At 64.8% G+C, this 23,368-nt stretch carries 21 protein-coding genes; 6 read left to right on the top strand and 15 right to left on the bottom strand.

Annotation, left to right across the window (positions count from 1 at the left end; translation table 11 throughout):
* Nucleotides 1-7 precede the first annotated feature (7 nt).
* The 10 genes from NH14_RS19065 to NH14_RS19020 all read right to left on the bottom strand — a co-directional run bounded on the left by NH14_RS19065 (nucleotide 8) and on the right by NH14_RS19020 (nucleotide 8,259).
* Entirely contained in the window at nucleotides 8-832 is an 825-nt protein-coding gene (locus NH14_RS19065; RefSeq protein ID WP_035524418.1) for an aspartate dehydrogenase, read from the bottom strand.
* On the bottom strand, nucleotides 825-2,483 hold the full coding sequence (locus NH14_RS19060) for a thiamine pyrophosphate-binding protein (protein WP_035524415.1): 1,659 nt from the start codon (nucleotides 2,481-2,483) through the stop codon (nucleotides 825-827). Before NH14_RS19060 ends, NH14_RS19065 begins: the two co-directional genes overlap by 8 nt.
* Entirely contained in the window at nucleotides 2,476-3,303 is an 828-nt protein-coding gene (locus NH14_RS19055) for an SDR family oxidoreductase (protein WP_035524413.1), read from the bottom strand. The genes NH14_RS19060 and NH14_RS19055 overlap by 8 nt, the downstream gene beginning before the upstream one ends.
* The gene (locus NH14_RS19050; protein ID WP_035524410.1) at nucleotides 3,300-4,175 is read right to left on the bottom strand and encodes an IclR family transcriptional regulator; all 876 of its coding nucleotides are present in this window, start codon (nucleotides 4,173-4,175) and stop codon (nucleotides 3,300-3,302) included. Before NH14_RS19050 ends, NH14_RS19055 begins: the two co-directional genes overlap by 4 nt.
* Nucleotides 4,176-4,201: 26 nt before the next feature.
* Nucleotides 4,202-5,086 (bottom strand): alpha/beta fold hydrolase, encoded by an 885-nt coding sequence (locus NH14_RS19045; protein ID WP_035524972.1) that lies wholly within the window; start codon nucleotides 5,084-5,086, stop codon nucleotides 4,202-4,204.
* 63 nt (nucleotides 5,087-5,149) lie between these two features.
* Nucleotides 5,150-5,686: a cupin domain-containing protein gene (locus NH14_RS19040; protein ID WP_035524407.1), complete on the bottom strand. Its 537-nt coding sequence runs from the start codon at nucleotides 5,684-5,686 to the stop codon at nucleotides 5,150-5,152.
* 46 nt (nucleotides 5,687-5,732) lie between these two features.
* The gene (locus NH14_RS19035; protein WP_035524405.1) at nucleotides 5,733-6,509 is read right to left on the bottom strand and encodes an SDR family oxidoreductase; all 777 of its coding nucleotides are present in this window, start codon (nucleotides 6,507-6,509) and stop codon (nucleotides 5,733-5,735) included.
* On the bottom strand, nucleotides 6,502-7,587 hold the full coding sequence (locus tag NH14_RS19030; protein WP_035524403.1) for an aromatic ring-hydroxylating dioxygenase subunit alpha: 1,086 nt from the start codon (nucleotides 7,585-7,587) through the stop codon (nucleotides 6,502-6,504). Before NH14_RS19030 ends, NH14_RS19035 begins: the two co-directional genes overlap by 8 nt.
* A gap of 44 nt (nucleotides 7,588-7,631) precedes the next feature.
* Entirely contained in the window at nucleotides 7,632-7,943 is a 312-nt protein-coding gene (locus NH14_RS19025) for a recombinase-like helix-turn-helix domain-containing protein (protein WP_035524401.1), read from the bottom strand.
* Between the two features lies 1 nt (nucleotide 7,944).
* Nucleotides 7,945-8,259, bottom strand: coding sequence for a non-heme iron oxygenase ferredoxin subunit (locus tag NH14_RS19020; protein WP_035524399.1), 315 nt, complete (start codon nucleotides 8,257-8,259; stop codon nucleotides 7,945-7,947).
* A 446-nt stretch (nucleotides 8,260-8,705) separates the two neighbouring features.
* Between NH14_RS19020 and NH14_RS19015 the strand changes: the two genes are divergently transcribed.
* Nucleotides 8,706-9,782 (top strand): porin, encoded by a 1,077-nt coding sequence (locus tag NH14_RS19015; protein WP_035524396.1) that lies wholly within the window; start codon nucleotides 8,706-8,708, stop codon nucleotides 9,780-9,782.
* Nucleotides 9,783-9,821: 39 nt separating this feature from the next.
* Here the strand turns inward: NH14_RS19015 and NH14_RS19010 are convergent, their stop codons facing one another.
* On the bottom strand, nucleotides 9,822-10,826 hold the full coding sequence (locus tag NH14_RS19010) for an IclR family transcriptional regulator (protein WP_035524394.1): 1,005 nt from the start codon (nucleotides 10,824-10,826) through the stop codon (nucleotides 9,822-9,824).
* Nucleotides 10,827-11,063: 237 nt separating this feature from the next.
* On the opposite strand from NH14_RS19010, the gene sbcD reads away from it, so the two are divergent.
* Both sbcD and NH14_RS19000 read left to right on the top strand, forming a co-directional pair.
* Nucleotides 11,064-12,323 (top strand): exonuclease subunit SbcD, encoded by a 1,260-nt coding sequence (sbcD, locus tag NH14_RS19005; RefSeq protein WP_035524391.1) that lies wholly within the window; start codon nucleotides 11,064-11,066, stop codon nucleotides 12,321-12,323.
* The gene (locus NH14_RS19000) at nucleotides 12,320-15,862 is read left to right on the top strand and encodes an AAA family ATPase (RefSeq protein ID WP_035524388.1); all 3,543 of its coding nucleotides are present in this window, start codon (nucleotides 12,320-12,322) and stop codon (nucleotides 15,860-15,862) included. Before sbcD ends, NH14_RS19000 begins: the two co-directional genes overlap by 4 nt.
* Before the next feature lie 21 nt (nucleotides 15,863-15,883).
* On the opposite strand, the gene NH14_RS18995 is transcribed toward NH14_RS19000, so the two are convergent.
* Nucleotides 15,884-16,528 (bottom strand): FMN-binding negative transcriptional regulator, encoded by a 645-nt coding sequence (locus tag NH14_RS18995; protein WP_035524386.1) that lies wholly within the window; start codon nucleotides 16,526-16,528, stop codon nucleotides 15,884-15,886.
* A 174-nt stretch (nucleotides 16,529-16,702) separates the two neighbouring features.
* Entirely contained in the window at nucleotides 16,703-18,013 is a 1,311-nt protein-coding gene (locus NH14_RS18990) for a hypothetical protein (RefSeq protein ID WP_152617100.1), read from the bottom strand.
* Nucleotides 18,014-18,647: 634 nt separating this feature from the next.
* Between NH14_RS18990 and NH14_RS18985 the strand changes: the two genes are divergently transcribed.
* Together NH14_RS18985 and NH14_RS18980 are read left to right on the top strand one after the other, a co-directional pair.
* Nucleotides 18,648-19,700, top strand: coding sequence for an acyl-CoA dehydrogenase family protein (locus tag NH14_RS18985; protein ID WP_052147914.1), 1,053 nt, complete (start codon nucleotides 18,648-18,650; stop codon nucleotides 19,698-19,700).
* Between the two features lie 138 nt (nucleotides 19,701-19,838).
* On the top strand, nucleotides 19,839-20,216 hold the full coding sequence (locus NH14_RS18980; protein ID WP_035524380.1) for a hypothetical protein: 378 nt from the start codon (nucleotides 19,839-19,841) through the stop codon (nucleotides 20,214-20,216).
* 226 nt (nucleotides 20,217-20,442) lie between these two features.
* Here the strand turns inward: NH14_RS18980 and NH14_RS18975 are convergent, their stop codons facing one another.
* Complete coding sequence (locus NH14_RS18975) at nucleotides 20,443-21,195, bottom strand: SDR family oxidoreductase (RefSeq protein ID WP_035524376.1); 753 nt, start codon at nucleotides 21,193-21,195, stop codon at nucleotides 20,443-20,445.
* A gap of 198 nt (nucleotides 21,196-21,393) precedes the next feature.
* Between NH14_RS18975 and pdxR the strand changes: the two genes are divergently transcribed.
* On the top strand, nucleotides 21,394-22,920 hold the full coding sequence (gene pdxR, locus NH14_RS18970; RefSeq protein WP_035524373.1) for a MocR-like pyridoxine biosynthesis transcription factor PdxR: 1,527 nt from the start codon (nucleotides 21,394-21,396) through the stop codon (nucleotides 22,918-22,920).
* Between the two features lie 14 nt (nucleotides 22,921-22,934).
* Here the strand turns inward: pdxR and NH14_RS18965 are convergent, their stop codons facing one another.
* Complete coding sequence (locus tag NH14_RS18965) at nucleotides 22,935-23,120, bottom strand: hypothetical protein (RefSeq protein ID WP_084225256.1); 186 nt, start codon at nucleotides 23,118-23,120, stop codon at nucleotides 22,935-22,937.
* Between the last annotated feature and the right edge of the window lie 248 nt (nucleotides 23,121-23,368).

The following is a 23,368-nucleotide window of genomic DNA, read 5'->3' as shown; positions in this document are numbered from 1 at the left end:
TCGTTCGTCAAATCACGCAGCGCGCGGCCCGGTTGCGCAGCGCGCGAATCGCGCTGTACGCTGTGAGCGCCGAGGTTTTCGGGTTGTCGGGCAGCGGCTTGCCGCACATTTCCAGCGACATCTCGCCGAACATGCCGCGCGCGACGATACGGTGCACGTTGCGCTCGACCGCCGGATCGGCAATCAGGCGCACCTTCGTCTGGTCGAGCCCGAGGCCCGCCAGCGCGACGGTGGCCGCTACGTTCGCGTTCTTCGGAAAGAGCCGCGCGGCTTCGCGCGCGCTGCCTTCGAAGATCACCTGCTCTTTCGCTAGCGTGCGCAGATCGCAGACCTTTTCCGCCGGCGTATCGAGCCAGCCGAGCGGCGGCTTGCGGCCCGTGTACAGCACTTCGTCCAGACCGCCGAGCTTCGCCGCCGAAAGCGCGTCGATGCCGCCAATCGCGCCGGAGAGCAGCGTGACGGTGGCGCCGCCTTCATCGGCGGCGAGCGAGAGGCGTTCGAGCAAGTCGACGTCGGAGAGCGCGCCAATCGAGTTCACTGCGCAATCGGTGCCGCTTTGCAGCAGCGGCACGACGTGATCGATCAGCGCCGCGTGGCCCGCGCATTCGAGCGCGAATTGCGGCTGCGTGGAAAGCGCCCGCACCGACGACACCACTTCCACGGCGCCGTCCACCTGCTCGCGCACGACGGCGGCATGCTGCTCGGGCACGATCACATGCGAGACGTGCACGAGCGGGTCCGCCGCGACTGCGCGATACACCGTCTGCCCGATCGCACCGAAGCCGATCATCGCGATATCGATGGGCGCATGGGCGGCATGGCCGTTATGCATGTTGCGGCTCCTCTTTGCGCACCGGCGGGCCTGCGAACACGGTCTCGAAGCTGCCCACCGACTTCATGTCCACTTCGAGCAGCACGGGGCCGTCGAACGCCATGCCTTCCGCGATCACGCTGTCCGCATTGTCGAGCGACGACAAGCGGAAGTGCTTCAAACCCAGGCTCGCGCAGAACTGCGAGAACTCCGGCTGATGCAGATCGACGAACATGCGGCGGCCGCCGTACTGCGCGTCCTGAATGTTGCGAATCACGCCGTAGCACTGATCGTTCATCAGCACGATCATCACGTTGGCCTTTTCCTGCACGGCCGTGGCGAGTTCGCCCACGTTCACCATCAGGCCGCCGTCGCCCACGAGGCACACGGTCTTCGCAGCGGCATTCGCGAGTGCCGCGCCAATCGCCATCTGCATGCCCTGGCCGATGCCGCCGCCGAGCGCATGCACGCCCGCGCGCGGCGAGAAGATCTTCAGCAGGCGGTTGCCCCACGTGCTGTTCGAGATGGTGACGTCGCGCACCCAGTTGTAATCGCGGCCCACGGCGCGCTGCAACGACTCCACGAGGCGGCGATACGGGCCGAGACCCTTCGCGGTATCCGACACGGCGACCTCGCGCGCTTCGGCCAGATCGGCGGCGAACTGCGGATCGACTTTGATGCGGTTTTCCAGGCGCGTGGCGAGCGCATCGAGCACGCGCGCGGCGTCGCCGTGCACGAACAGCGCGTTGCGATAGCCGCGGTTGTCGGCGAGGGCGTCGGCATCGATGCGATAAAGCGGTTTCGGCAGGCCGAGCTTGTACTTGAGCGTTTCGTTGCCGCGCAGGCGCGAGCCCACCACGAGCATCGCGTCGCAGGTTTTGTAGAAGCGCTCGACTGAGGGGCTCACGTTGAACGCGCCCAGTGTGGCCGGATGATCTTCGGGCAGCACGCCGCGGCCCTGCACGCTCGTCACCACGCCAAAGCCCAGCGCCACGAGACGCTCGACCGCCGCGCGCGCGTGGCGCGTGCCGCCGCCGAGCCACAGCAGCGGACGCTTCGCTTTCGCGAGTTCGTTCGCCAGTTGCTCCACGCGCGCTTCGTCGTGCGTGAGCGTCGTGAGATGCGGGGCGCTCAGGTCGGCGGGCCATTCAGTCAGTGCTGCCTGGATGTCGATGGGAATCTCCACGCTCACCGGACCGCTAGGCGCGCTTTGCGCGATGCGCACGGCTTCGCGAATGGTCGGCAGCGCGGTCTCGACCGAGCGCACGCGGAACGCGGCCTTCGAGATCGACTGAAGCATCGCGAGCTGGTCCGGCGCCTCGTGAATATAGGCGAGGTCCTGATCGAGGTATTCGGTTTCGATCTGGCCGGTGATGTGCAGCACCGCCGTGCCTGCCGTGAGCGCTTCGACCATCGCGCCCGCCGCGTTGCCCGCCGCCGTGCCGGTGCTCGTGAACGCCACGCCGAGGCCGCCCGAAACGCGCGCAAGGCCGTCCGCCATGTTGACCGCGCCCGCTTCGCCGCGTGCGCCCACATAGCGGATATTGCCGCGACGGCCGATGGCGTCGAGAATCGGCATGTTATGAATCGAGATCACGCCGAAAGCGGTTTGGACTCCGCATTGTTCGAGGAAGGCGGCGATCAGTTCGCCGACGGTGGTTTGATTAGACATGACGTGCAACGCCTCCAGATACATCGATATGACTGCCCGTCGTATAGGACGACAGGGACGTGGCCAGATAAAACAGCGCCTGGGCCGCTTCTTCGGGACGGCCGAAGCGGCCGAGCGGAATATGTTTCTTGCGTGCGAGCTCGCGGGTCCAGTCTTCCCAGCTCTGGCCTGCGGCCTGCGCCTCGCCGTCGGCTTCGTAGCGGCGGCGCCATTGGCCCGACTCCACGATGCCGATCAGAATCGAGTTCACGCGAATATGCTCGGGCGCGAGTTCCACCGCGAGCGACTTGATGAGACTGAGCACACCCGCGCGCGCCGACGAGGTCGCCACCATGTGCGGCTCGGGCTGCAGGGCGAGCAGCGAGTTCACGCAGACGATCGCGGCGTTGCCCGTGCCGTTGTCCTGCTTCGCGGCGTGGCGCAGCATCGGCAAGAACGCGCGCGTCGGGCGGATGATGCTGAAGTACTTGAGGTCCAGTTCTTCGCGCCACGCTTCGTCGGTGGTATTGGCGAAGGTGGAGACGCGGCCCTGGCCCGCGTTGTTCACGAGCATGTCGGCGCGGCCGAAGCGCTTTTCGACTTCGCTCGCGAACGCGGCCACATCGGCAGCGTCGAGCACGTCGCAGCGCACGGCCAGCAGTTGCGCCTGCGGATGCCGCTCGCGCAGTTCGCGCTCGGCGCGCGCGAGGCGGTCGCTGTCGCGGCCGCAGATCGCGACCGATGCGCCCGCGCGCAAAAAGAGTTCGGCGGTGGCGAGGCCGATGCCGGACGAGCCGCCCGTCACCACTGCAACCTGACCAGTCAAGTCGAGTTGAATCATTTGATCCCCAATGCCTTCATAAAAGGTGAACTCTTGCCCTTCGACATCTGCGGGCGATAGTTCAAACGCTTCGAAAGTTCGTCGGCGGTGTGGCGCACCTTGTCGATCAGGCCGTTGTCGAGCAGTTCGGTGTCGATGCCGGGGCGCGGAATGGTCGTCGTCACCACGGCCGCGATGCGGCCCGTCTCGTTGCGCACCGGCGCGGAAACCACCGAAATGCCGCGCTCGAACGACGACTCGCTCACGGCGTAGCCGCGCTGCGCGTCCTCGCGAATGCGCTCGTAGAGCGCTTCGACCGTTTCCGGCGTGGAGGGCGTGAAGCGTTCGAGCTGGGGCTCCGGATAGATCTCGCGCAGTTCGTCGAGCGTGAGATCGCCCATCAGCACTTGTCCATGCGTGGTCGCGTGCGCGGGCAGGCGCGTGCCCACATTGACCTTCACCGAGCTGAAAATAGGCGCGTGGCTTTGCGCCTTGGCGACGAACACGATGTCGCGTCCGTCACGAATCACGATATGCGAGGTGAGCCCCGTGGCGTCGCGCAGCGTCTCGATCAGCGGCAGGCCGAGGTCGGTCAGTTCGAGCGAACTCAGATATTCGAAACCGAGCCGCAGCACGGCCACGCCGAGGCGATAGTTGCGGTCGCGGTCGGCGCGCTCCAGAAAGCCGAGCGATTCGAGTGTCTGCAACAGGCGAAACACCGTGGTGCGCGGAATGCCGAGGCGGCGCGACAGTTCGGGCGCGCCGAGCACCGGCTCGCGCGGCGAGAATTCGGTCAGAATGCGCAGGCCCCGCTCCAGACCCGGCACGCGGTAACTCGTGTCGTTGCGGTCTGCGTCGGCGTCGGGGGACGCGTTGGCGACGTCGGGTGTCATGCCTTCAAGCTCCGTAGTATTTAATGTTAAGCACAGAACATATCGATCAGCGCGCTGTATGCGTCGGGCTGCTCGATATAGCCTGCGTGGCCCGCGCGCGGCACGCTCTGGAACGGTGCTTGCGCGATACGCGCAAGCCGCTCGCAAGCCGGCGGCGGGGTAATCGTGTCTTGCGCGCCCACGGCAACCGCGATGGGCAGTTTGCCCGCGCAGCGCGCGAGGTCGGCGGCCAGATCGGCGTTCGCGAGCAGATGCGTGGCCTGCGCATAGCCGTGCGGCGCGACTCGCGCCATGTTCCAGCGCACCCATGCGCGCGAGTCGGCGCTCGCATGCGGCGAAAGCATGTTGGCGCTGCGCTTCTCCGCAAGGCCCTGGGGGCCGAGTTCGGCCAGCATCGCGAGGCGCGCGTCGCGCTTTTCTTCGCGCACGGCCGCATCGGCTGCGCCGTAGCCAGCGGCTGGAGAAATCAGCAACAGGCCCGCCACGCGTTCGGGATGCGCGGCCGCAAATGCGCCCGCGATGATCGCCCCGAGAGAATGCCCCACCAGCACGCAGCGCTTGATGGCGAGCGTATCGAGCCAACCCGCCAGCACACGCGCATAGTCGGCGGCAACGGGAGACGCGTTCGCGACCGGCGTGGAAGCGCCGTAACCCGGCGCATCCCACGCAAGCACGCGGCGCGGATTTGCAGCCGCCTCGCCCAGCGCTTCGAACTGCTGCACCCACGAAGCCGCGCCGGAGCCAATGCCATGCAGGAGCACGAGCGGCAGCGCCGCTTTGGCGTGCTCGCCACCTGCCTCGCGATAGCTCACGCGCGCCTCGCCCACCCGCGCGTCGCGCAGCGCAAAGCGTGCGAGACGCGTTTCGAGCGCGGCGGTTGCCGGGTTGGCTGATGAGGCTTCCGTGTGCATCGCTTCGTTCATGGCTATGGTGTCCGTTGCTGCCTGGTGAGTGACGGGCTTGACGCTGCGGCTTTACTTCGCTTCGCGCTTGATCTTCGCAAGCGGCGAATCCGGCGGGTACGTCGGCGTGATGGGCTTGGCCGAACCGAGCATCACGCACATCAGCGCGTCTTCTTCGCCGATATTGATTTCCGTGCGATACACGCCAGGCGGCACCGAGATCAGATCGCGCTCGCCAAGCACGGCTTCCCAGGTCTCGCCGTCCTTCTCGCAGATCACCTTCATCTTGCCGCGCAGCACGAAGAAGATTTCTTCCACGTCCATATGAATGTGGCTCGGGCCGATGTTGCCGGCCGGAATCACCATAGTCGAGAACGTGAAGTTTCCTGCCGGCACGGTGTTCACGTCCTTCGCGACGCCCGTGCCGCCCGTGCCCACATAGCGCATTTGCGCGCGGCGGTACTTCGGGTCGTAATCGGCCTGAAACTTCAGGGCATCCCAGTCGTAGCGGCGCGTTTCGTAGCGCGCCACGCGGCTGTTCATCCAGTCGTCAAAACTGGCATCGGCGGGACGGTCCCACGACTTGCTCTCGATCTCGACATCGGCCATTGCTTTCTCCTTGGGTTCTTTCGAACTCGTCTTCAGTTCTACGAAATCAATTCATCACGAAGCCGCCGTTCACCGGCAGCAGTTGTCCGGTCACGAAGCGTGCCGCGTCGGACAACAGGAACAACACCGGGCCCGAGACGTCCTCGGGCACCTGGGCGCGCTGCAACGCGCGCCCTTCGAGGTAGTACGCGTGACGCTCGGCCGGCACATAGGCCGTGGCCTCCACTTCGGTCAAGCCCGGCGCGATGGCGTTGACGGTGATGCCGTCCGCGCCGAACTCACGCGCGAGCGAATGTGTCATCGCAATCACGGCGCCCTTGCTCGCCACGTAGGCGAGAAGCTTCGGCGCGCCCCATAGTGCGGTATCCGAAGCAATATTGACGATGGCGCCGCGGCCCGACTCGCGCAGCCAGCGCTGCGCCGCCGCGCACATGAGCCAGGTGCCGCGCACGTTCACGTCCATCACGGCGTCCCACGTGGCCACGCTGATCTCGTACGCGAACTTGCCGCCCGAGTTCGTAATGGCCGCGTTGTTGATTAGTGCGTCCACGCCGCCCATGCGGCGCGCGGCGCCATCGACGAATGCCGTAATGCTTTCGGGCTGCGCGAGGTCGAGCGGTGCGAACGCCACATCATGGCCGCTGGACGCCAGCGACTGCGCCAGCGCCTCGCCGGCTTCGTGCAGTACGTCGCCAAAGGTCACGCCTGCGCCAGCTTGAGCGAGCGCGGTGACGAACGCCGCGCCAAGTCCTCGCGCGCCGCCCGTGACGATCACGCGGCGGCCGGCAAGCGAGGCTTGCGCCGCATGCTTTGCGTCATGCATGGCTATGCCCTGCTTCTTGCGTGGCGCTGGCTTGCTGGGTGCGCAGCGCTTCGAGTTCGGCAAAGTGCTGCTGGGCGCGCTGGCGCAGCATCCGGCGCACGCGCGTCATACCCACGTCGTGCTGGTAAAGGAATTCGTGATCGCGCGCGTTCGGCGCCATGCTTTCCAGCACGTAGCGGTCTTGTTCGAGCACGTCCCAGTGCAGGCCTTCGAGGCGATTGCGATAGAGGAAGCGCCACGCGTCGCGCTGCCAGCCCTGCACCTTGCGCGTGCGCCAGAAGTAGACCTGGCAGTTGTCGCCATCGACCGGCACCGCGAAGCCGATGATGCCGAAGTTGCCGCCCGGCCCGAACTTCTTCTTGTACGGGATCGCGAGGCGCATCCACAGGCAGCCCGTTTCGCCGAGTTCCACCCAGTCGAAGTTCACGTCGCGCTGGCCGACCTTCTCGAACATCAGGCCCGACTCGGTCTTGCGCACGCGCATGTCGGCCTGCTTGTCGCCTTCGGCCATCGAATGCGAGGTCGCGTGCAGATACGCTCCGTGCATCGGGTCCATCACGTTGTCGATCGCGTACTGGTAATTGCACTTCCAGTTGGACATGCAAAGGAAGCTCGCGTAATCATCGCCCACGAGTTCCTCGGGCAATTGCAGCGGAGCCGGTTCCTTGTGCGCTTCGTCGCCGAACCACAGGAAGACCGCGCCGGCATGCTCTTGCGCCGGATACGACTTCACGCACTTCGTGCCTTCGAGCGGGCAGGCCGAAACGGCGGGCACGTTCTGCACGGTGCCGCTGCCATCGACTTCGACGCCGTGATACCAGCACGCCACACGGTTGCCGAGGTTCCAGCCGAGCGAGAGGCGCGCGCCGCGGTGCGGGCAGCGGTCTTCGAGTGCGTGGACCGAGCCGTCCTGATCGCGCCACAGCACGATCTGCTCGCCAAGGCGCGTAATGCCGATGGGCGCGTTGCCCACTTGCCAGCTGGGCGCAACGGGATACCAGTAGTTCTTGATGCCGCGGTCGAGATAGGCGCGAATCGGGTCGGCGCCGCCGGCGGCTTCAGGCGTGGGGGACGTCATGTGGGGTCTCCGTGTTCAGTGTGTCCGTGTTTCCGGGCGCTGGCTCATTCGGCGAGCAGGCGGAATTCGGCGGCGAGGCGCTCGGCGGTCCATGCCGCGCCTTCAGGCGTGCGAAAGCCGATGCGGTTCAGGCCCGCGACCACTTCATCGAGTTCGGCGGCGCCCGCTTCGAACACCTGTTCGAGCGCATCGCCAAAGTCGTTTTCGTATTGCGTGGGCTCGGCCTTGCGCGTTTGCCAGACCATGTTTTCGGCCTGGCCCGGCTGCTCGATCACGCCCTTGCCTGCGACGTTGTTCGGTTGCGGCGCGAGCCAGGGCTTGAGCCACGGATTGAATTTCACGGGGACTTCTCGCATGTCATTCCACCTTGATCTGAATTTCTTCACCGGCGAGTCGCACCGCGTACGTCTTCAGATCGCGGCCGCCGGGCTCCTTGAGGCACTTCCCGGTTGGGATATGGAACACGGCTTCGTGCAGCGGACATTCGACGGTGTCGCCATCGACGAAGCCCTGCGTCAGCAACGCGTATGCATGGGGGCAGACGTTTTCGAGCGCATAGAGCGCGTCGCCCACCTTGTAGATGCCGATTTCCGTGCCGTCGAGCTTGTACTCGAGCGGCGCATCTTCGGACAGATCGCCGGCATGTCCGGCGCAACGCCATTCTTCAGCCATTTCTCACCTTTCCCGATCAGCTATGTTCCACATACGGAACATCAGTTCGTGTATGGTCAATTATAGGAACGTTCAGGCGGCGAGAAAATAGAAATTCATGGCTCCTGGGGAAAACACTGAGCACATCTCCAAAAAGGACGTGATCAACGTTGCGCAAGGTCCCGCTCAAGTTGCCAAAATGCTTACAGTGCAGGCACTTACGCGCGTATTGCGCCAATATCGGCGAGCCCGCACCTGGGGGAACTACCGTCCCAAAAAAGTATTTTGGCGCCGCGCGGAAGTTACTATACTGCCCAAAACGTTCCACTCAAAGTACATCAAACCATAGGCGGAACAAATAATAAAACGTGCGGAACGGTGCAGGAAGCACGCCGCACCAAGTCCGAGAAAATTGGGTCTGCCGGGCGATCAACCCGGCTTTTCGTCATACGATCAGGAGTCCAAACTTGAAACACTTCATTGCCGCGGGGTTGACGGGCATCTGCGCCGTCTCGTCTGCATGGGCGCAGAGCAGCGTCACGCTATATGGCAGTCTGGATGCGGGCGTGGCCTACATCAGCAACGTGGGCGGCCATTCGAAGTGGATGATGGAACAGGGCAATACGCAGCCCGACCGCTGGGGCCTGCGCGGCCAGGAAGACCTGGGCGGCGGCCTCAAGGCGATCTTCCAGTTGGAGAACGGCTTTTACACGAACACGGGCGCGATGGCGAAGGCCAACACGCTGTTCAACCGCCAGGCGTACGTGGGTCTCACTTCAGACAAGTTCGGCTCGCTCACGCTCGGCCATCAAACACCGTTTTCATTCGATGTGCTCAGCCCGTTCAGCACGGCGTATCTGGGGCAGAGCTGGTATGCCTTCCATCCGGGCAATATCGATCAGCTCGCGGATACCGGCGTGGTGCCCTATGACAACTCGGTGAAATACCGTTCGCCCAACTGGTACGGGTTCACGGCGGGCGCGATATTCGGCTTCGGCAACACCACGAACTTCTCGACTGGCCGCACGATGGGCTTTTCGCTTAGTTATGCGAATGGCCCGTTCAAGGCAGGGGCCACATGGTCGAACGAGCACGACCGCTCGGTGGCGATAGCCACCACGGGCATCCTCCCGACATTCCAGGGCCAGCCTTCCGCCACATATATGGCCGACAAGGTGGAGAACATGGGTGCCGGCGTGTCGTATTCGTTCGGCAAACTGCTCGTGCACGGTCTCTATACGCGCACGAAGCTGGAATCCAACGGCCACTCGGACACGTTCCAGAGCTACGACGCCGGTGCGAACTACCAGTTCACGGCGTTCAACAGCGTCGTTCTGGGCGGGGCCACCTCGACGCTGGACGGGCGCCGCTGGAACCAGGTGATGATCGGCGACGTATACGCGCTTTCGAAGCGCACGCAGGTCTACGTGAACGCGCTCTACGAACACACCAACTCGGAAGCGCACGCCGCCTTCTTCACCGCAGGCGTATCGAGCGGGCGCAATCAGGCCATCGTGCTCGCCGGCCTCCACCATTCGTTCTGATAGCCGGGCGTTGGCGCGCAGCGCGCGCGCCGAGCCCCATCAAGGCGCGTGCACGCCCCGGCTGCGCGCCGCGGCGGCTGGCGCCTGAGTGGCCAGGGCCGCCTGGGCCGCGGTGGGGTCGTTGGGCGCGGGCCGGTAATTGAGCCGCGTCGACAAATCCAGCGCCGCCGCGCACACCGCGGCCACGAGCGGCGCGCGCTCGGCCTCGCCGATGTCCGAGCGCGGCACGGTCGCCGTGAGCGCGGCCACGATGCGGCCCGACTGGTCGCGCACCGGCGCGCTCACCACCGAAATGCCGGTCTCGAACGAGGCTTCGCTCACCGCATAGCCCTGCTGGGCGAACTCGCGCACGCGCGCGTACAAGTCGGCCACGGTTGCGGGCGTGAGGTCCGTATAGCGTTCGAGCTGCTTCTCGGGATAGAGCGCGCGCAAGTCGGCGAGCGTGAGGTCACCCATCAGCACCTGGCCGTGCACGGTCGCATGCGCGGGCAGGCGCGTGCCCACATGGACCTTCACCGAGCTGAACATCGGCTCGCGCGTTTGCGCCTTCGCCACGAACACCACATCGCGCTCGTCGCGTATCAGCAGATGGGTGGAGAGGCCGGTCGCGTCGCGCAGGCGCTCCAGCACCGGCGTGCCGAAGTCGGTGAGTTCGAGCGAGCTCAGATATTCGAAGCCGAGGCGCAGCACCGCCACGCTCAGCCGGTACTGTCGGTCGCCGTTGGCGCGTTCGATGAAGCCGAGCGCTTCGAGCGTCTGCAAGAGACGAAACGTGGTCGTGCGCGGAATGCCGATGCGCCGCGACAGTTCAGGCGCGCCCAGCACGGGCTCGCGCGCCGAAAATTCGGCGAGGATGCGCAGCCCGCGCTCGAGGCCCGGCACGAGATAGGTGGACGTCAGCGCGCCCTCCGCATCGGCGTTCGCGTCGGCGCTGTTGTCTGCGCTGTTGTCCGCATCGGCGCTTGCCTGGGCGGCGTCGGCGTCGTCGCGCATCTCCTCGGGTGGCGGCGCGGCGCGCTTGCCAGTCGTTTTCTTTGTGGCCATGGTTGGCTTGGATCGGCTCAATATTCGGCTTGAACCGGGCGCCCTCCGGCGAACCCGCTTCAAGCATTCGGTAATGGAAGCAATGATAGCGCGAAGCGCCCTTCCCTCAGCCGTCACGCCATCAGGTTCCAGTACCGCGCCAATCGAACTCAGGCGCAGCGCGTGCACTACAATTGCCCACTTGCGCCCGCATCAGACCGCACAACGCGGGCCGCCTCTCCAACGAAATCGCCCCGCATGCGCCTCCTTCACACCTCAGACTGGCATCTGGGCCAGAACTTCATGGGCAAAAGCCGCCAGGCCGAACATCAGCAGCTCATCGACTGGCTGATGGAGCAAGTCGACGCGCACGCTGTCGATGCGGTCCTGATTGCCGGCGACATCTTCGACACCGGCACACCGCCGAGTTACGCGCGCGAGCTTTATAGCCAGCTTGTCGTGCGCCTGCACGCGGCCGGCGTGGCGCTGTTGCTGCTTGGCGGCAATCACGACTCGGTGGCGACGCTGCGCGAAAGCAGCGCGTTGCTGGAGCAGCTCTCGGCGCGCGTGGTTCCGGCCGCCGATGCGCCCGCGAACCAGGTGCGCGTGTTGCCGCTGCGTTCATCGCGCGGGGTCAGCGGCGCGGGATCGGCGCCAGGCTGCGTGGTTTGCGCGGTGCCCTTCATTCGCGCACGCGACGTCATGCAGAGCGAATATGGCCAGAGCGCCGAGCAAAAGCAGCAAACGCTGCAACTCGCGATCCAGGCTTACTATCAGGCCGTCCACGCGCAAGCGGAGAGCAAGCGCACACAATTGAGCGCGCAGCTTGGCCGCAATGTCCCGCTCATCGCCACGGGACATCTCACCACGGTGGGCGCGAGCGCGAGCGAATCGGTGCGCGAGATCTATGTGGGCGCGCTCGATGCGTTCCCCACCAGCGCTTTCCCGAACGTGGACTATCTCGCGCTCGGGCATATTCACCGGCCCCAGAAGGTGGGCGGGCTCGAGCATATCCGCTACAGCGGCTCCCCCATCGCGCTGAGCTTCGACGAAGCCGCGCAGCAAAAGGAAGTCTTGCTCGTCGACCTGGGCGAGACGGGCCTCGAAGCCGTCACGCCTCTGCCGGTGCCGGTATTTCAGCCGCTCGTCGCGCTGCGGGGCAATCTGAAGTCGCTGCCCGGCGCGTTCGCGCAGGTCGTACAGAATGCAAGCGGCGCCACGCCGGAGCGGCCCGTCTGGCTCGAAGTGACCGTGGCCGAAGACGACTATCTGGCCGACCTGCCCGCGCGCATCCAGACGATGGCCGAGGGCCTGCCGCTCGAAGTGCTGCGCATTCGCCGCGAACGCGGCAACGCCGTGGCGCAGTGGTCGGGCGACGCGGGCGTCACGCTCGACGAGCTCGATCCGCTCGACGTGTTCGCGCAGCGTCTCGCACACGAAACGCTGGAAGCCGACGTGCGCGACGCGCTCACCGAGCGTTACAAGAGCGTGCTCGCCGCCACCGTGGAGGGCGAATGAAGATCCGCAGCCTGCGCCTGAAGAACCTGAACTCGCTCAAGGGCGAGTGGCATATCGACTTCACCCAGCCGCCGTTCGCCGATAACAGTCTCTTCGCCATCACCGGGCCCACCGGGGCCGGCAAGTCCACGCTGCTCGACGCGATCTGCCTCGCGCTCTATCACGAAACGCCGCGCTTGAAGACGGTGTCCGCGTCGGCGAACGAAATCATGACGCGCCATACCGCGGACTGCCTCGCGGAAGTGGTCTTCGAAGTGAAGGGCGGCGTGTATCGCGCGTTCTGGAGCCAGCGCCGAGCGCGCGACAAGGTCGACGGCGCATTGCAGGCGCCGCGCGTGGAGTTGGCGAGCGTGTCGCCCGGCGGCGAAGGCGGCGACACGATCCTCACGAGTCACATCAACGAAAAGCTCAAGCGCGTAACGGAAATCACGCGGCTCGATTTTCCTCGCTTCACGCGCTCGATGCTGCTCGCGCAAGGCGGCTTTGCGGTGTTCCTCAACGCCACCGCGAACGACCGCGCTGAATTGCTCGAAGAGCTCACCGGCACCGAAATCTACGGCGAAATTTCGCGCAAGGTATTCGAGCGCGCTGCCGAGGCGCGCGACGCACTCAAGCAACTGCGCGCCAAAGCGGAAGGCATGGAACTGCTGAGCACCGAACAGCGCGCGGCGATGGAGCAGGAGATCGGCACGCTCACGGGCCAGTTGAGCGCGCTTGCCACGCAGACGAAAACGCTGCATGCCCAGCGCCAGTGGCGCCGCGAACTCGCTCAGGCCGAAACCGATGCGAATTCGGCGCAGGCGCGCCTGGCCGCGGCAGTGAGCGCGCTTGAAGCCGCCGCGCCCGAACTCGCGCGGCTTGCGGCAAGCGAGCCAGCGGAGGCGCTGCGCCCCGCGTTTCAGGGCGTGCAGCAAGCGGATGCCGCATGCGGGCAATCGAGCGCCGACCTCGTTGCGTTGCGCCGCGAACGCACGGAGCGGCTTGCGGCGCAGCGGCGCGAGTACGAAAAGACCGCAGCGCTCGCCTCGCGCCTCGCGCGCGGCGCACGAGCGGAACTCGAAACGCTCGAAGCGCAGAAGCAGCAGCTCGATGCCTTTTGCAGCGCCAATGAAAATCTCGCGCAGCTTGGCGAGCGGATCGGCGCATGGCGTCAGCAGTTCGAACAGCGCCGTCGCATGCAAGCCGATGTTGCCGCGCGGGAAAAACTGCGCGCCGATCTGAAGCGGCAACAAGCTGAACAGCGCGCACAACGCGAAAAGCATGCCGCAACGCTCACCACCGCCGAGTACGCCAAAGCCGAGTCCGACGCGAACGTGCAAACGCTGCACGCCGCGCAGGAACAGCGGCTTGCGGGCCAGACGCTCGCGCAACTGCGTGACGCCTGGCAGGCGGGACAAGCAACGTTCGCCCGCTGGCAACAACTGGAAGCCGTGGCGGAGCGCCGCCGTGCGCTCGCCGAGGAAGAGCGCGCGCTTGCGACCAACCTGGCGCGCGTGGAGCAAGAGATCGGCGCTCAAGACGCCAGGCTCAAGACGTTGCAGCAAACGCATGCGCAATGCCAGGCTCGCGAGGCCGACAAACAGAAGCTGCTCGAACAAGAGCAAATCATCCGCAGCCTCGCGCAGCACCGCGAGCAATTGCGGCCCGGCGAGGCCTGCCCGCTCTGCGGCTCGCACGAGCACCCGGCAATCGAGGCGTATCGCGCACTCGATGTATCGGCGACACAAACCGCATTGGTGGCAATTCGTGCGGAGTTGCAGGCGTCTGAGCGGAACCTGCGCGAAGGCTCGGAGGGCTTGTCGGCGCTGCGCGCGACTCAGGCGCAGCAGCGTGCGCAGCACGAGCGGCTCGCCGCGCGCGTCGATCAGGGTCGCGAGGAATGGGACGCGATTGTCGCGATGCTTCCCGCCCGGCCCGCGATGGGCGCGATGGGCGCGACGGGCTGGCAAGCTGCGGAAGGCATTGCAGCGTCGCGCGAATCAGCAGGGAAAACCTCGCAGCAACTCAAGCAGCATCTGGACGCCGCCGAGCAGGCAGAGGAAGCGCTCACCCGCGCACGCGAGGCAAACAACCGTTGCTCGGATGCATTGCAGGCAGCGCGCGCTCATGCCGCGTTGCTGGAGCAGTCGCTCCATACCATGCAGGAGCGGCTTGCCGAGATCGGAAATGAACGCGATACACTGCAAGCCGACCTCGAACGCGAGGCCAACACTTTGCTCGAAGCGGTGCGCGCGGGTGGCTACGCGCTCAATGCCGTTCCCGAAGACAGCGCCGTGTGGCTCCAGGCGCGCGACGCCGAATGGCGCACGTGGCAAGACACCCAGCGCCGCCTGCAAGCGCTCGAACAGGCGATCGTGCGCCAGCGCGTGCAGTGCGACGCGGCGCAGGCTCAACTCCAGGCGTGGCGCGAGCGTTGCAAGGTCATCGGAATAGAAATTTCGACATCCGAATCAATTGATACGGCACACCGCCAGCAGACGGCCTCCCTGTTTGACGATATCGATTATGACAACGGCGACGGCAATGAAGACGCCTCGCCGGAGGCGTTCGAAGCCGGCGTGGCGCGCGCCGATGCGCTCACACGCGAACTGGCCACGCTCGACGGCCAGCTCGCGCATCTCGAACGCACGCTCGCGCTACAGCGTGCCGCGCTCGATGAAGCCACGCAAACATGGCAAGCGGCACTCGCCAACAGCCCGTTTGCCGATCAAGCCGCGTTCCTCGCGGCGCTCTTGCCTGCCGAGACGCGCAAGCAGCTTCAGACGCTCAAGCAGCAACGCGAGCAGGAGCACCAGACAGCAGGCGCGCTGCTGCAAGGCGTGCGCGAAAAGCTCGTGCGCCTGCAAGCGCAAGCGCTCACCGAGGCAAGCGCCGACGCGCTGGAAGCACAACTCGAAGCCGTGGAAAGGGACAGCGCCGCGTTCACCGAACGCCTGGGCGAACAACGCGGGCTGCTCGCGCGCGATGCGCAGCAGCGCGATAGCCAGCGCGCGCTGTTCGAGCGAATCGAAGCACAGACCCAGGATGCCGATCTCTGGCAACGGCTCGACGCGCTGATCGGCTCCGCGAAGGGCGACAAGTTCCGCCGCTTCGCCCAAGGCCTTACGCTCGACCATCTGCTCGCGCTCGCGAACCGCCATCTCGACCGCCTGCACGCGCGCTACCTGCTGCGCCGCAAGTCCACTGGCGAACTCGAACTGGAGATCGTCGACAGCTGGCAGGCCGACGCCACGCGCGACACGCGCACGCTCTCGGGCGGCGAGAGCTTCCTCGTGAGCCTCGCGCTGGCGCTCGCGCTTTCGGACCTCGTGAGCCACAAAACCTCGATCGATTCGCTGTTCCTCGACGAGGGCTTCGGCACACTCGACGGCGATACGCTGGAAATCGCGCTCGACGCACTCGACACGCTCAACGCGAGCGGCAAGATGATCGGCGTGATCAGCCACGTGGACAGTCTCAAGGAGCGCATCGCCACGCAAATCCGCGTGGACAAGGGCGGCGGGATCGGCCATTCGCGGCTGTCGATTCACGCGCGCTAAGGCCGAATCGCGCGGCGCGCTTCAGCCCTGCTCGGCCTTGCGCGCGGCAATTTCGAGCATCTGCAAGCCCAGGTCCTCGTGGCCGCGCGCCACCAGCGCATCGCCCGCGCCGTGTATGTCGCGCGCCTCCTTGTTCTGGCCGAGCTTGCGCTTGCCCACGAGACGCGTGATCTCGATCTCCAGGCCCACAATGGCCTTGAGCATGGTGTCGAGATAGTCCTGCGGCGCGTCGCCCATTTTCCAGGGCGTGGCCTCGTTCGCCTCGTGGGTGCGCGTGAGGCGCGCCACCACGCCACGCACGAATTTTTCGTCGTCGCGAATGCGGATGCGGCCGTGCGCGTGCACCACGACATAGTTCCAGGTGGGCACCTGGCGGTGCGTCTCGTGTTTGCTCGGGTACCAGGTGGGCGAAACATAGGCGTCGCCGGCGCGGAAGATGGCGAGCACTTCGCCGCCATCGGCCACCTCCTGCCAGAGCGGATTCGCACGCGCGACGTGCGCGTGCAGCGTGCCGAGCGCGCCTTCATTGCCAAGGAGTTCGAATGGAATGTGATTGGCGTCCAGGCCGTTTGCGCCGTGCGTGACGAGCGTGCCGAACGGATGCTGCGCGATGAGCGCGTGCAGGACATCGGTGCGGGACTCGTCGAAATGGGCTGGGACGTACATGGCGGCTCCACGGGTAGGCGGGCGCTAACGGTGTGCTGGCCGCGCGCCCTATGAGAATGATCTGTTTATTGTCGCGCCAAACCGGCCCGCGCTGTAGAGCCAGCGAGGGCGGTTGGCGGGGGACCAGCGGCGCGCCGCATCGCGCAGCGATCCGAGGTCTGTGTCTGGCTGGTGTTATAGCGCCGCCGCGTCCCGGTCGATCAATTGCTTAGACGTCGCCAGACGGGGGGCCTGCTGGCCGGAATGATCCGGTGTTGTCTGGGTGCCGGGGTCCGAGGGCGCATACGCCGATTGCTCTGATGCGCCGCCCGCGTTCGCCGGCTCCGGCGAGGCGCTTTCATTCTCTTGCGAAGAGTGCAAGTCGCTGGCGGTATCCGGTGGCTGCTCGGGCGAATTTTCAGGAGCCTCCGCGGGCTCTTTGGACGCCCCGCCCTGCAAGCCGGCGTCGACCGGAGGCGAAGCGTCCTGTCCTTTGTCCGCGGAAACTTCAGGCGCATTACCCGCGTTCTCGTGCGAGGCAGCAGCCAGCGGCTCCACCTGAGGCTGCTGCCGTTGCGCCTCGGGCGACGAGACGTCCTGCTGTTTGCCGCCATCGCCCGACGCTCCACCCGGGTTCGCCGATTGATTCTGTGCCGGCGGCTGGGACGGCGTGCCGGCTTGCTGCGCTCCCCCTAAGGTGTACTCAGGCCCACGATTGCCGTCCTTGACGTCGACCGAATAGCTGCCATCCGGTCCGTAGCGGTAGGTCGCCGTCGAGAGAAACGTGCCGTCGGCGGACACCTTCTGCGATGACTGAATCTTGCCGTTCTCGAACCTCTGCGTGTCGACGTTTCCGGAGGGCCACCACTCTGTCATGGACGTGATGTCGCCTTTGTCGTCGCCGGAGAAACTCACGAGCGGAGAGGCGCCGGGCTCTGGCGCCGGCGCACCGCTGGCCGATCCGTAATAAGCGTAATAGGTCTTGCCCGGCGCCGTGCTGGGATTGCCGTTGACGTAGTCGTTCATCCCTAGCGTGATCAACTGGTTGCGATCCTGATCGTCCGACTTTCCGGCAATAACGTCGGCGGCGTGTTGATCGTCGAAGCGCTTTTGGGTGTTTTGATCGGCTACTTCGAAAGCAATCCGGGTTCCGGGGTTGTCGGGCGTAGCGGTTCCCCCGAGAACTTCTTGCCGCGCTTTCCAGTTGTTGTATACCGCCTCGCCTTCGCCATGCGCTCCAATCAACGCGGCTACGTTATAGGCGTAAGGATCGTGTACGTTGACCTGATAGCGGGATGCGAACGCCTGATCGTTGTTCTGGTTTTCAAAATGACCGAGTTCGTGCGACATGGCCCCTACGAAAACTGTGTCTGACTGGGTGGTGTCGGGACCGAACACGATATTATTCCCCGCATCGAAGTAGGTGCCGGGGGCTTTACCCGTCGAAAATGGCTGCAACTTTCCCGAGTTCACTGCTGCGCTGTAATCCGCCAGTTGGGATTGCAATGTGGGGCTCGAGTTAATGAGCTTGATTTGTTCTGGAGTGGGCCTCACGTTACCCCAGTAGGATTCCTGACCAGTTGTGGGTTGCGTATTTCTTTTAATGCTTGATGCCATCTTTTCTTGTCCTTTGCGGAATAAGGCGTGCGTTGCTGGTTGACTGCCTGTCTATGGTTGCGCTCCGCGCAAGCGCGGAGACCAGTCTGTCGATACGGAACCTGATTCGGTGGTAACAGGTCACTCGATGTTTTGATATTGCGGCGCCCAGGGAAAACCCTCTGCCGCGCCCGACGCCTTCACCGAAAGCCATCCACCAATTGCATATGCAACTACTCTGCGAAGCCTGACCGCAGACAACGCATATAAGGTCATTTCCAATTTCGAAATGGACTGATGCGCGAATCGGAACGGCCTTGGCGTATACCCCGAAGATCCGGGGCGGCAGGCGATTTCCCTTTGCGAATCAACGGGAATTCAACGACTCGGCAACGATACGAGGCCTTACACAAAGCACGAATCATTGCTGCGCCAATATTTTCATGTTGCCTGGCCTTGACCACGATCCTAGAATCGGACGGACTCGGGTAGCGCTCGCGAGCCTCCCGCAAAAAAGCTCGACGCCAATCCAGGGGAGAAACACATGGACGACATGCTGACCGCTTCGGCGCAAGCGGTGCTCGCCAGCCTCTGCACACCGCAATTCGTGCGCGGCGTGGAGGCGGCGCACAACCGCCGCGCGGGTCGCGAACTCTGGCGGCAACTCGAAACACTGGGACTCCTGGACGCGCTCGTGCCCAAAGCGCAAGGCGGCGCCGACTTGCCGCTCGCCGAGGCAGCGGGCGTGCTGTTCGCGTTCGGCCAGCACGCTTTGCCGTTGCCCGCCGCGCACACGATGCTCGCGCGCCATCTGCTGGCCGCCGCACGGGTGGAAGCGCCACGCGGCCCTATCGCGCTGGCGATTGCCGACTCCACGCAACGCATGGCCTTCGTGCCTTATGGACAGGTGGCCGATGCAATCGTGGTCGAGACCGTGGCAGGGGTGTACCTTGTCTCGCTCGATACGGCCTGCGTGGAGAAACACGGCGACGGACTGGACGCCACCGTGCGCTTCGACCCGCGCACGGCACGCGCGCTGCCCGCGCGCGGCATCGCCGAGTTGGGCGCGCTTGTGACGGCAGCCACAATGGCAGGCGCGATGCAGCGCGTGCTCGATATCACGATCGATTATGTCAATGGGCGCGAACGGGTTGATGAATCATCCGGGAAATCCGGCAAAGTCGAAGCGGTGCGGCAGCAACTGAGCGCGATGGCCGAGCAAGTTGCCGCCACGCGCACGTCTGCGCAGATGGGCTGCGCCGCGCATCGCAGCGGGCAGCAGCGTCTTGCCACCGCAATTGCAAAGGCGCGCGCAAGCCGTGCAGCACCGCTGGTCGCGAACGGCGCGCATGGACTCGTGGGCGCGACGAACGGTACGGCGAAGTCCGATCTCCAGCTTTATACGCGGCGCCTGCATGCACAGCGTCTGCAATATGGTTCGGAATCCTTCTGGGATGAGATTGTTAGCGCGCAGGCGATTGACCAAGGTGGCGATGTTTCGGGTATTTTCGATGCGCTCGATGAAGCGGCTACGCCTTTGGCGCACTCGCTGACGCTTTCGACGAATCAGCCGCGGCAGGGTCTGTCCATGCGCTAGTCATACGGATCTGGTCAGCGGCGCTGCGTGGGCACTTGTGGAATCGTGGGACTCCTTGACGTCAGACACGGCCCATCGCCGATGGTCGACCGCCCGCAGACATGCTAGGCTTTCCTTCAAACAACTCCGGAGACTGCGATGCCGTTCATCTGTGAAAACGTTGAATGTCGTGCCGTGCTGGCTCGTGGGCAGGTCCGACTCAGTCGTGACGAAGAGGCGTGGTGGTTCTACTGCCCGGACTGTAACGCGAGGAACGAGTTAAATAATATCGGGGCACCCGGCGGTCCTGTACAGTTGATTCAGCCGGAAAGACCCGGCCTTCCGCACAAGGTGATTGCGACAGCACGACCATTGGAGGACGGCAGGTACGCGGCGCAATTGCGCGTTCAGAGAGCACTCGGCATCAAGGGAACTTACGCGGTCGAAGAGCACTGGGAGCAGCTAGGTGTATTCCTCAACGCGCAAGAGGCCGTAGCGCACGCAAATTCTTTCGCGGCTGAGTTGCTGAAGGCATAGGCGGCTTTGGCTAGCTGCATTAAAGCGTAAATTCGATGCACGGGATCGACGATCGTCGATCCCGTGGTGCTATATGGCTGCCTGCGGACGGGAATGATTAACGGTGTATGGACACTTGCGGCCCCTCATCCAAACGTTGCGCAGTCGTTGTAACGTCGGTTCGAGCGCGCGGTCGCGACGATGCAATAGTCAAGCTTGCTAGACGCCTTGACGACTATCCCTGTCGTCACCCCTTCTTTGTTTGCGCCAGCCACTGGTCGAGACTGATGCGGCCGATTCGTGCGTCGCCGAGCGGGACTAGCGATTGTTCATCGACGTGACCGCCGTAATAGCGCGCATCACGATCCGTCTCCACTGGACGAGCATCGCCCACCGACTTCAGATAACGCGAAACGATCTCCGCGAACGGCGCGCGGTCTGGGCCGGCGATATCGACCGTGCTGTTCAGCGGCGCCCCGAGAGCGACCTGCGCGAGGGTCGCAGCGACGTCATCCGCGGCAATCGGTTGAAACAGTCCGTCCCCAACGCGTACCGTCCCGCCTTCGGTGCCGTAGTCGGCGATGGCGCCGATGAATTCCATGAACTGCGTCGCGCGCACAATCGTGTATGGCACGCCCGCGGCCTCGATCGCCTCTTCCTGCGCGACCTTGGCAACGAAGTACGCGTTCTCTGGCGTGCGCTCGCAGCCGACGATGGACAGAGCGACATGATGGCGTACGCCTGCCGCCACTTCGGCCTTGCCGAGGTTGCGCGCCGAGGTGCGGAAGAAGTCGAGCACCGCCTGAGGTTCCCACGAAGGTGCATTCGCCACATCCACTACGACATCTGCGCCTGCTAGCGCGTTGCTCAAGCCTTCGCCCGTCACGGCGTTCACACCGTTGCGCGGCGACGCAGCGAGTGGCTCATGGCCCGCCTCGCGAAGCAGCGTGACGAGGCGCGAGCCGATCAAACCGGTACCACCGATTACGACGATCTTCATGACACATTCTCCAGATGAGGGGCAGTGAACGCGAAAGCATGGCGGGTTAAGCATCGAATTAAAGGGGTCGCCGCCGTCGCATTGCGTAAGGCTATTGTGAGAAGATCATGGGCTATCGAAAAGTGCCAAGAATTGTCGTTTCGACCAGGACAAGTCATTGCCGCCCCCTGGCCGCTTGCCGGCAGGACGCTCATCACCATGCCCCCCACCGCATTCACCATAGATATCGACCGGCAGCAGCACGTGCCGATTTATCAGCAGATTTGCGAGCGGTTCAGAACGGCGATCGCCGCGGGGCACCTGCGCCCCGGCGATCGCGTGCCTGCGTTGCGCAGCCTCGCCACGCAACTGAATACGGCGCGCGGCACGGTCGAACTGGCCTATACAATCCTCGTGGACGAGGGCTACCTCCAGATGCGCGGTGCGGCTGGCACGTTCGTGTCGCCCTCGCTGCCGGCATCGATGACGCGCTCATTGCGTGCGCGTAGCGCTAGCGATGCGAACGGCAGGCAAAGCACCAAGGGCCCGGCCACTCCGCAAGCGCCGGGCGAAGCGCTCGGCGCTCGACCGGCGCCGCGTCAGCTCGCCATAGCCGCCGCCATGAGCGGCGAGCCGCGGCCGCTGCAACCTGGGCTGCCCGCGCTCGACGCATTCCCGGTCAAGCTGTGGAACCGACTCGTTTCCAATCGCGCGCGCAGCGGCGAGCTTGCGATGCTCGCATACCCGGATCCTGCCGGCTACCGGCCGCTGCGCGAGCACATCGCCACGTATCTTGGGCTGTCGCGCGGCGTGACCTGCCTGCCGGAACAGGTGTTCGTGACCGGCGGCTACCGTGCGACGCTCGAGCTCGTGTTGCGCAGTCTCGCCCGCCCGAACGACAGCGTGTGGTACGAAGATCCAGGCTATCTGCTCGCGCGCGGTTTTCTCGCCGAAACCGGCGTGCAACTCGTCGCGGTGCCGGTGGACGCAGAAGGAATCGACGTCGAACGCGGTATACAGCTAGAACCGCAGGCGCGCTTCGCGCTGGTCACGCCGTCGCACCAGAGCCCGCTCGGGCATACGCTATCGCTCGCCCGGCGCATGGCGCTGCTGGACTGGGCAGAGCAAGCATCGAGCTGGATCATCGAGGACGATTACGACAGCGAGTTCCGTTATCTGGGACGGCCATTGCCGGCTTTAAAGAGCCTCGACCGGCACGATCACGTGATCTACTGCGGCACATTCAGCAAGGTGATGATCCCCGGCTTGCGGCTCGCGTATACGGTGGTGCCGGAACGGGCCGTGGAGCGCGTCGGGCGAGTGACGCACAGCATGAACGCCGGATCGCCAACCCTTTTGCAGGCCGCATTGGCGGACTTTATCGAACAGGGGCATTTTGCGCGGCATCTGAAGCGCATGCGCGCGTTATATGCCGAGCGGCGCGTGCTGATCGTGCGTGCGCTGGAGCAAGCGTTCGGCGAACGGCTGGTCGTTGAATTGCCGCCAGGGGGAATCCAGTTCGCAGCGCAATTCGTCGAAGGCCCTGATGATGGCCCGATCGACGACGTTGCGGTTGCCGCGCGCGCACGCGAGGCGGGGCTCGCCGTGCTGCCGCTTTCGATCTGGTATGCCAATGCCCGCACGCGTCGCACGCCGCGTGGCCTTGTGATGGGCTTCGCGAACATCGCCAGTGCCGCAGAAGCGAGCCGCCTCGCGAGGACGTTGCGCGCGTGTCTGGGCGGCTAGCGAGCGGGTAAGGTTCAGGTTTCTGCGACTCGTAACGCCGTGTAACCACGTGCTCGCGAAGCGCGAAGCTCGGACGAATCGAGGAAGAAGTTCCGGTTGCCGGCCATGCGCTCAACCATGAAGTCGATGAAGGTCCTCACGCGCAGCGACTGTTCGGTTCGATGTCCGTGGGACTGTTGAACGTCACGCGTGACGAACATGAGTGGCGCACCTGAGTGACGAAAGCGGCGGCCAGGCGTTGGTTGGACCGTTGTAACCTGGATGTCGTCGTTTGGTGCCCGACGACGGGAAGTTCCGCAACGAGTCGCGTTCTGCCGATCGCTGCGGACCGAGGCGCGGGGGAGATTGAAAAAACAACGGCCAAATCGGCCTGACGCCTGAAGCGACTTGAGCAAGGTGCAACGGGGCCCGGACAGAAGCATGGTCTTAGGCGAGCCCGCTAGCCGGT

Origin of the sequence: Paraburkholderia sacchari, assembly GCF_000785435.2 — a bacterium.
Taxonomy (GTDB): Bacteria; Pseudomonadota; Gammaproteobacteria; order Burkholderiales; family Burkholderiaceae; genus Paraburkholderia; species Paraburkholderia sacchari.
The sequence above is the reverse complement of the archived record's forward strand: the minus strand, read 5'-3'. Positions and strand labels throughout refer to the sequence as shown.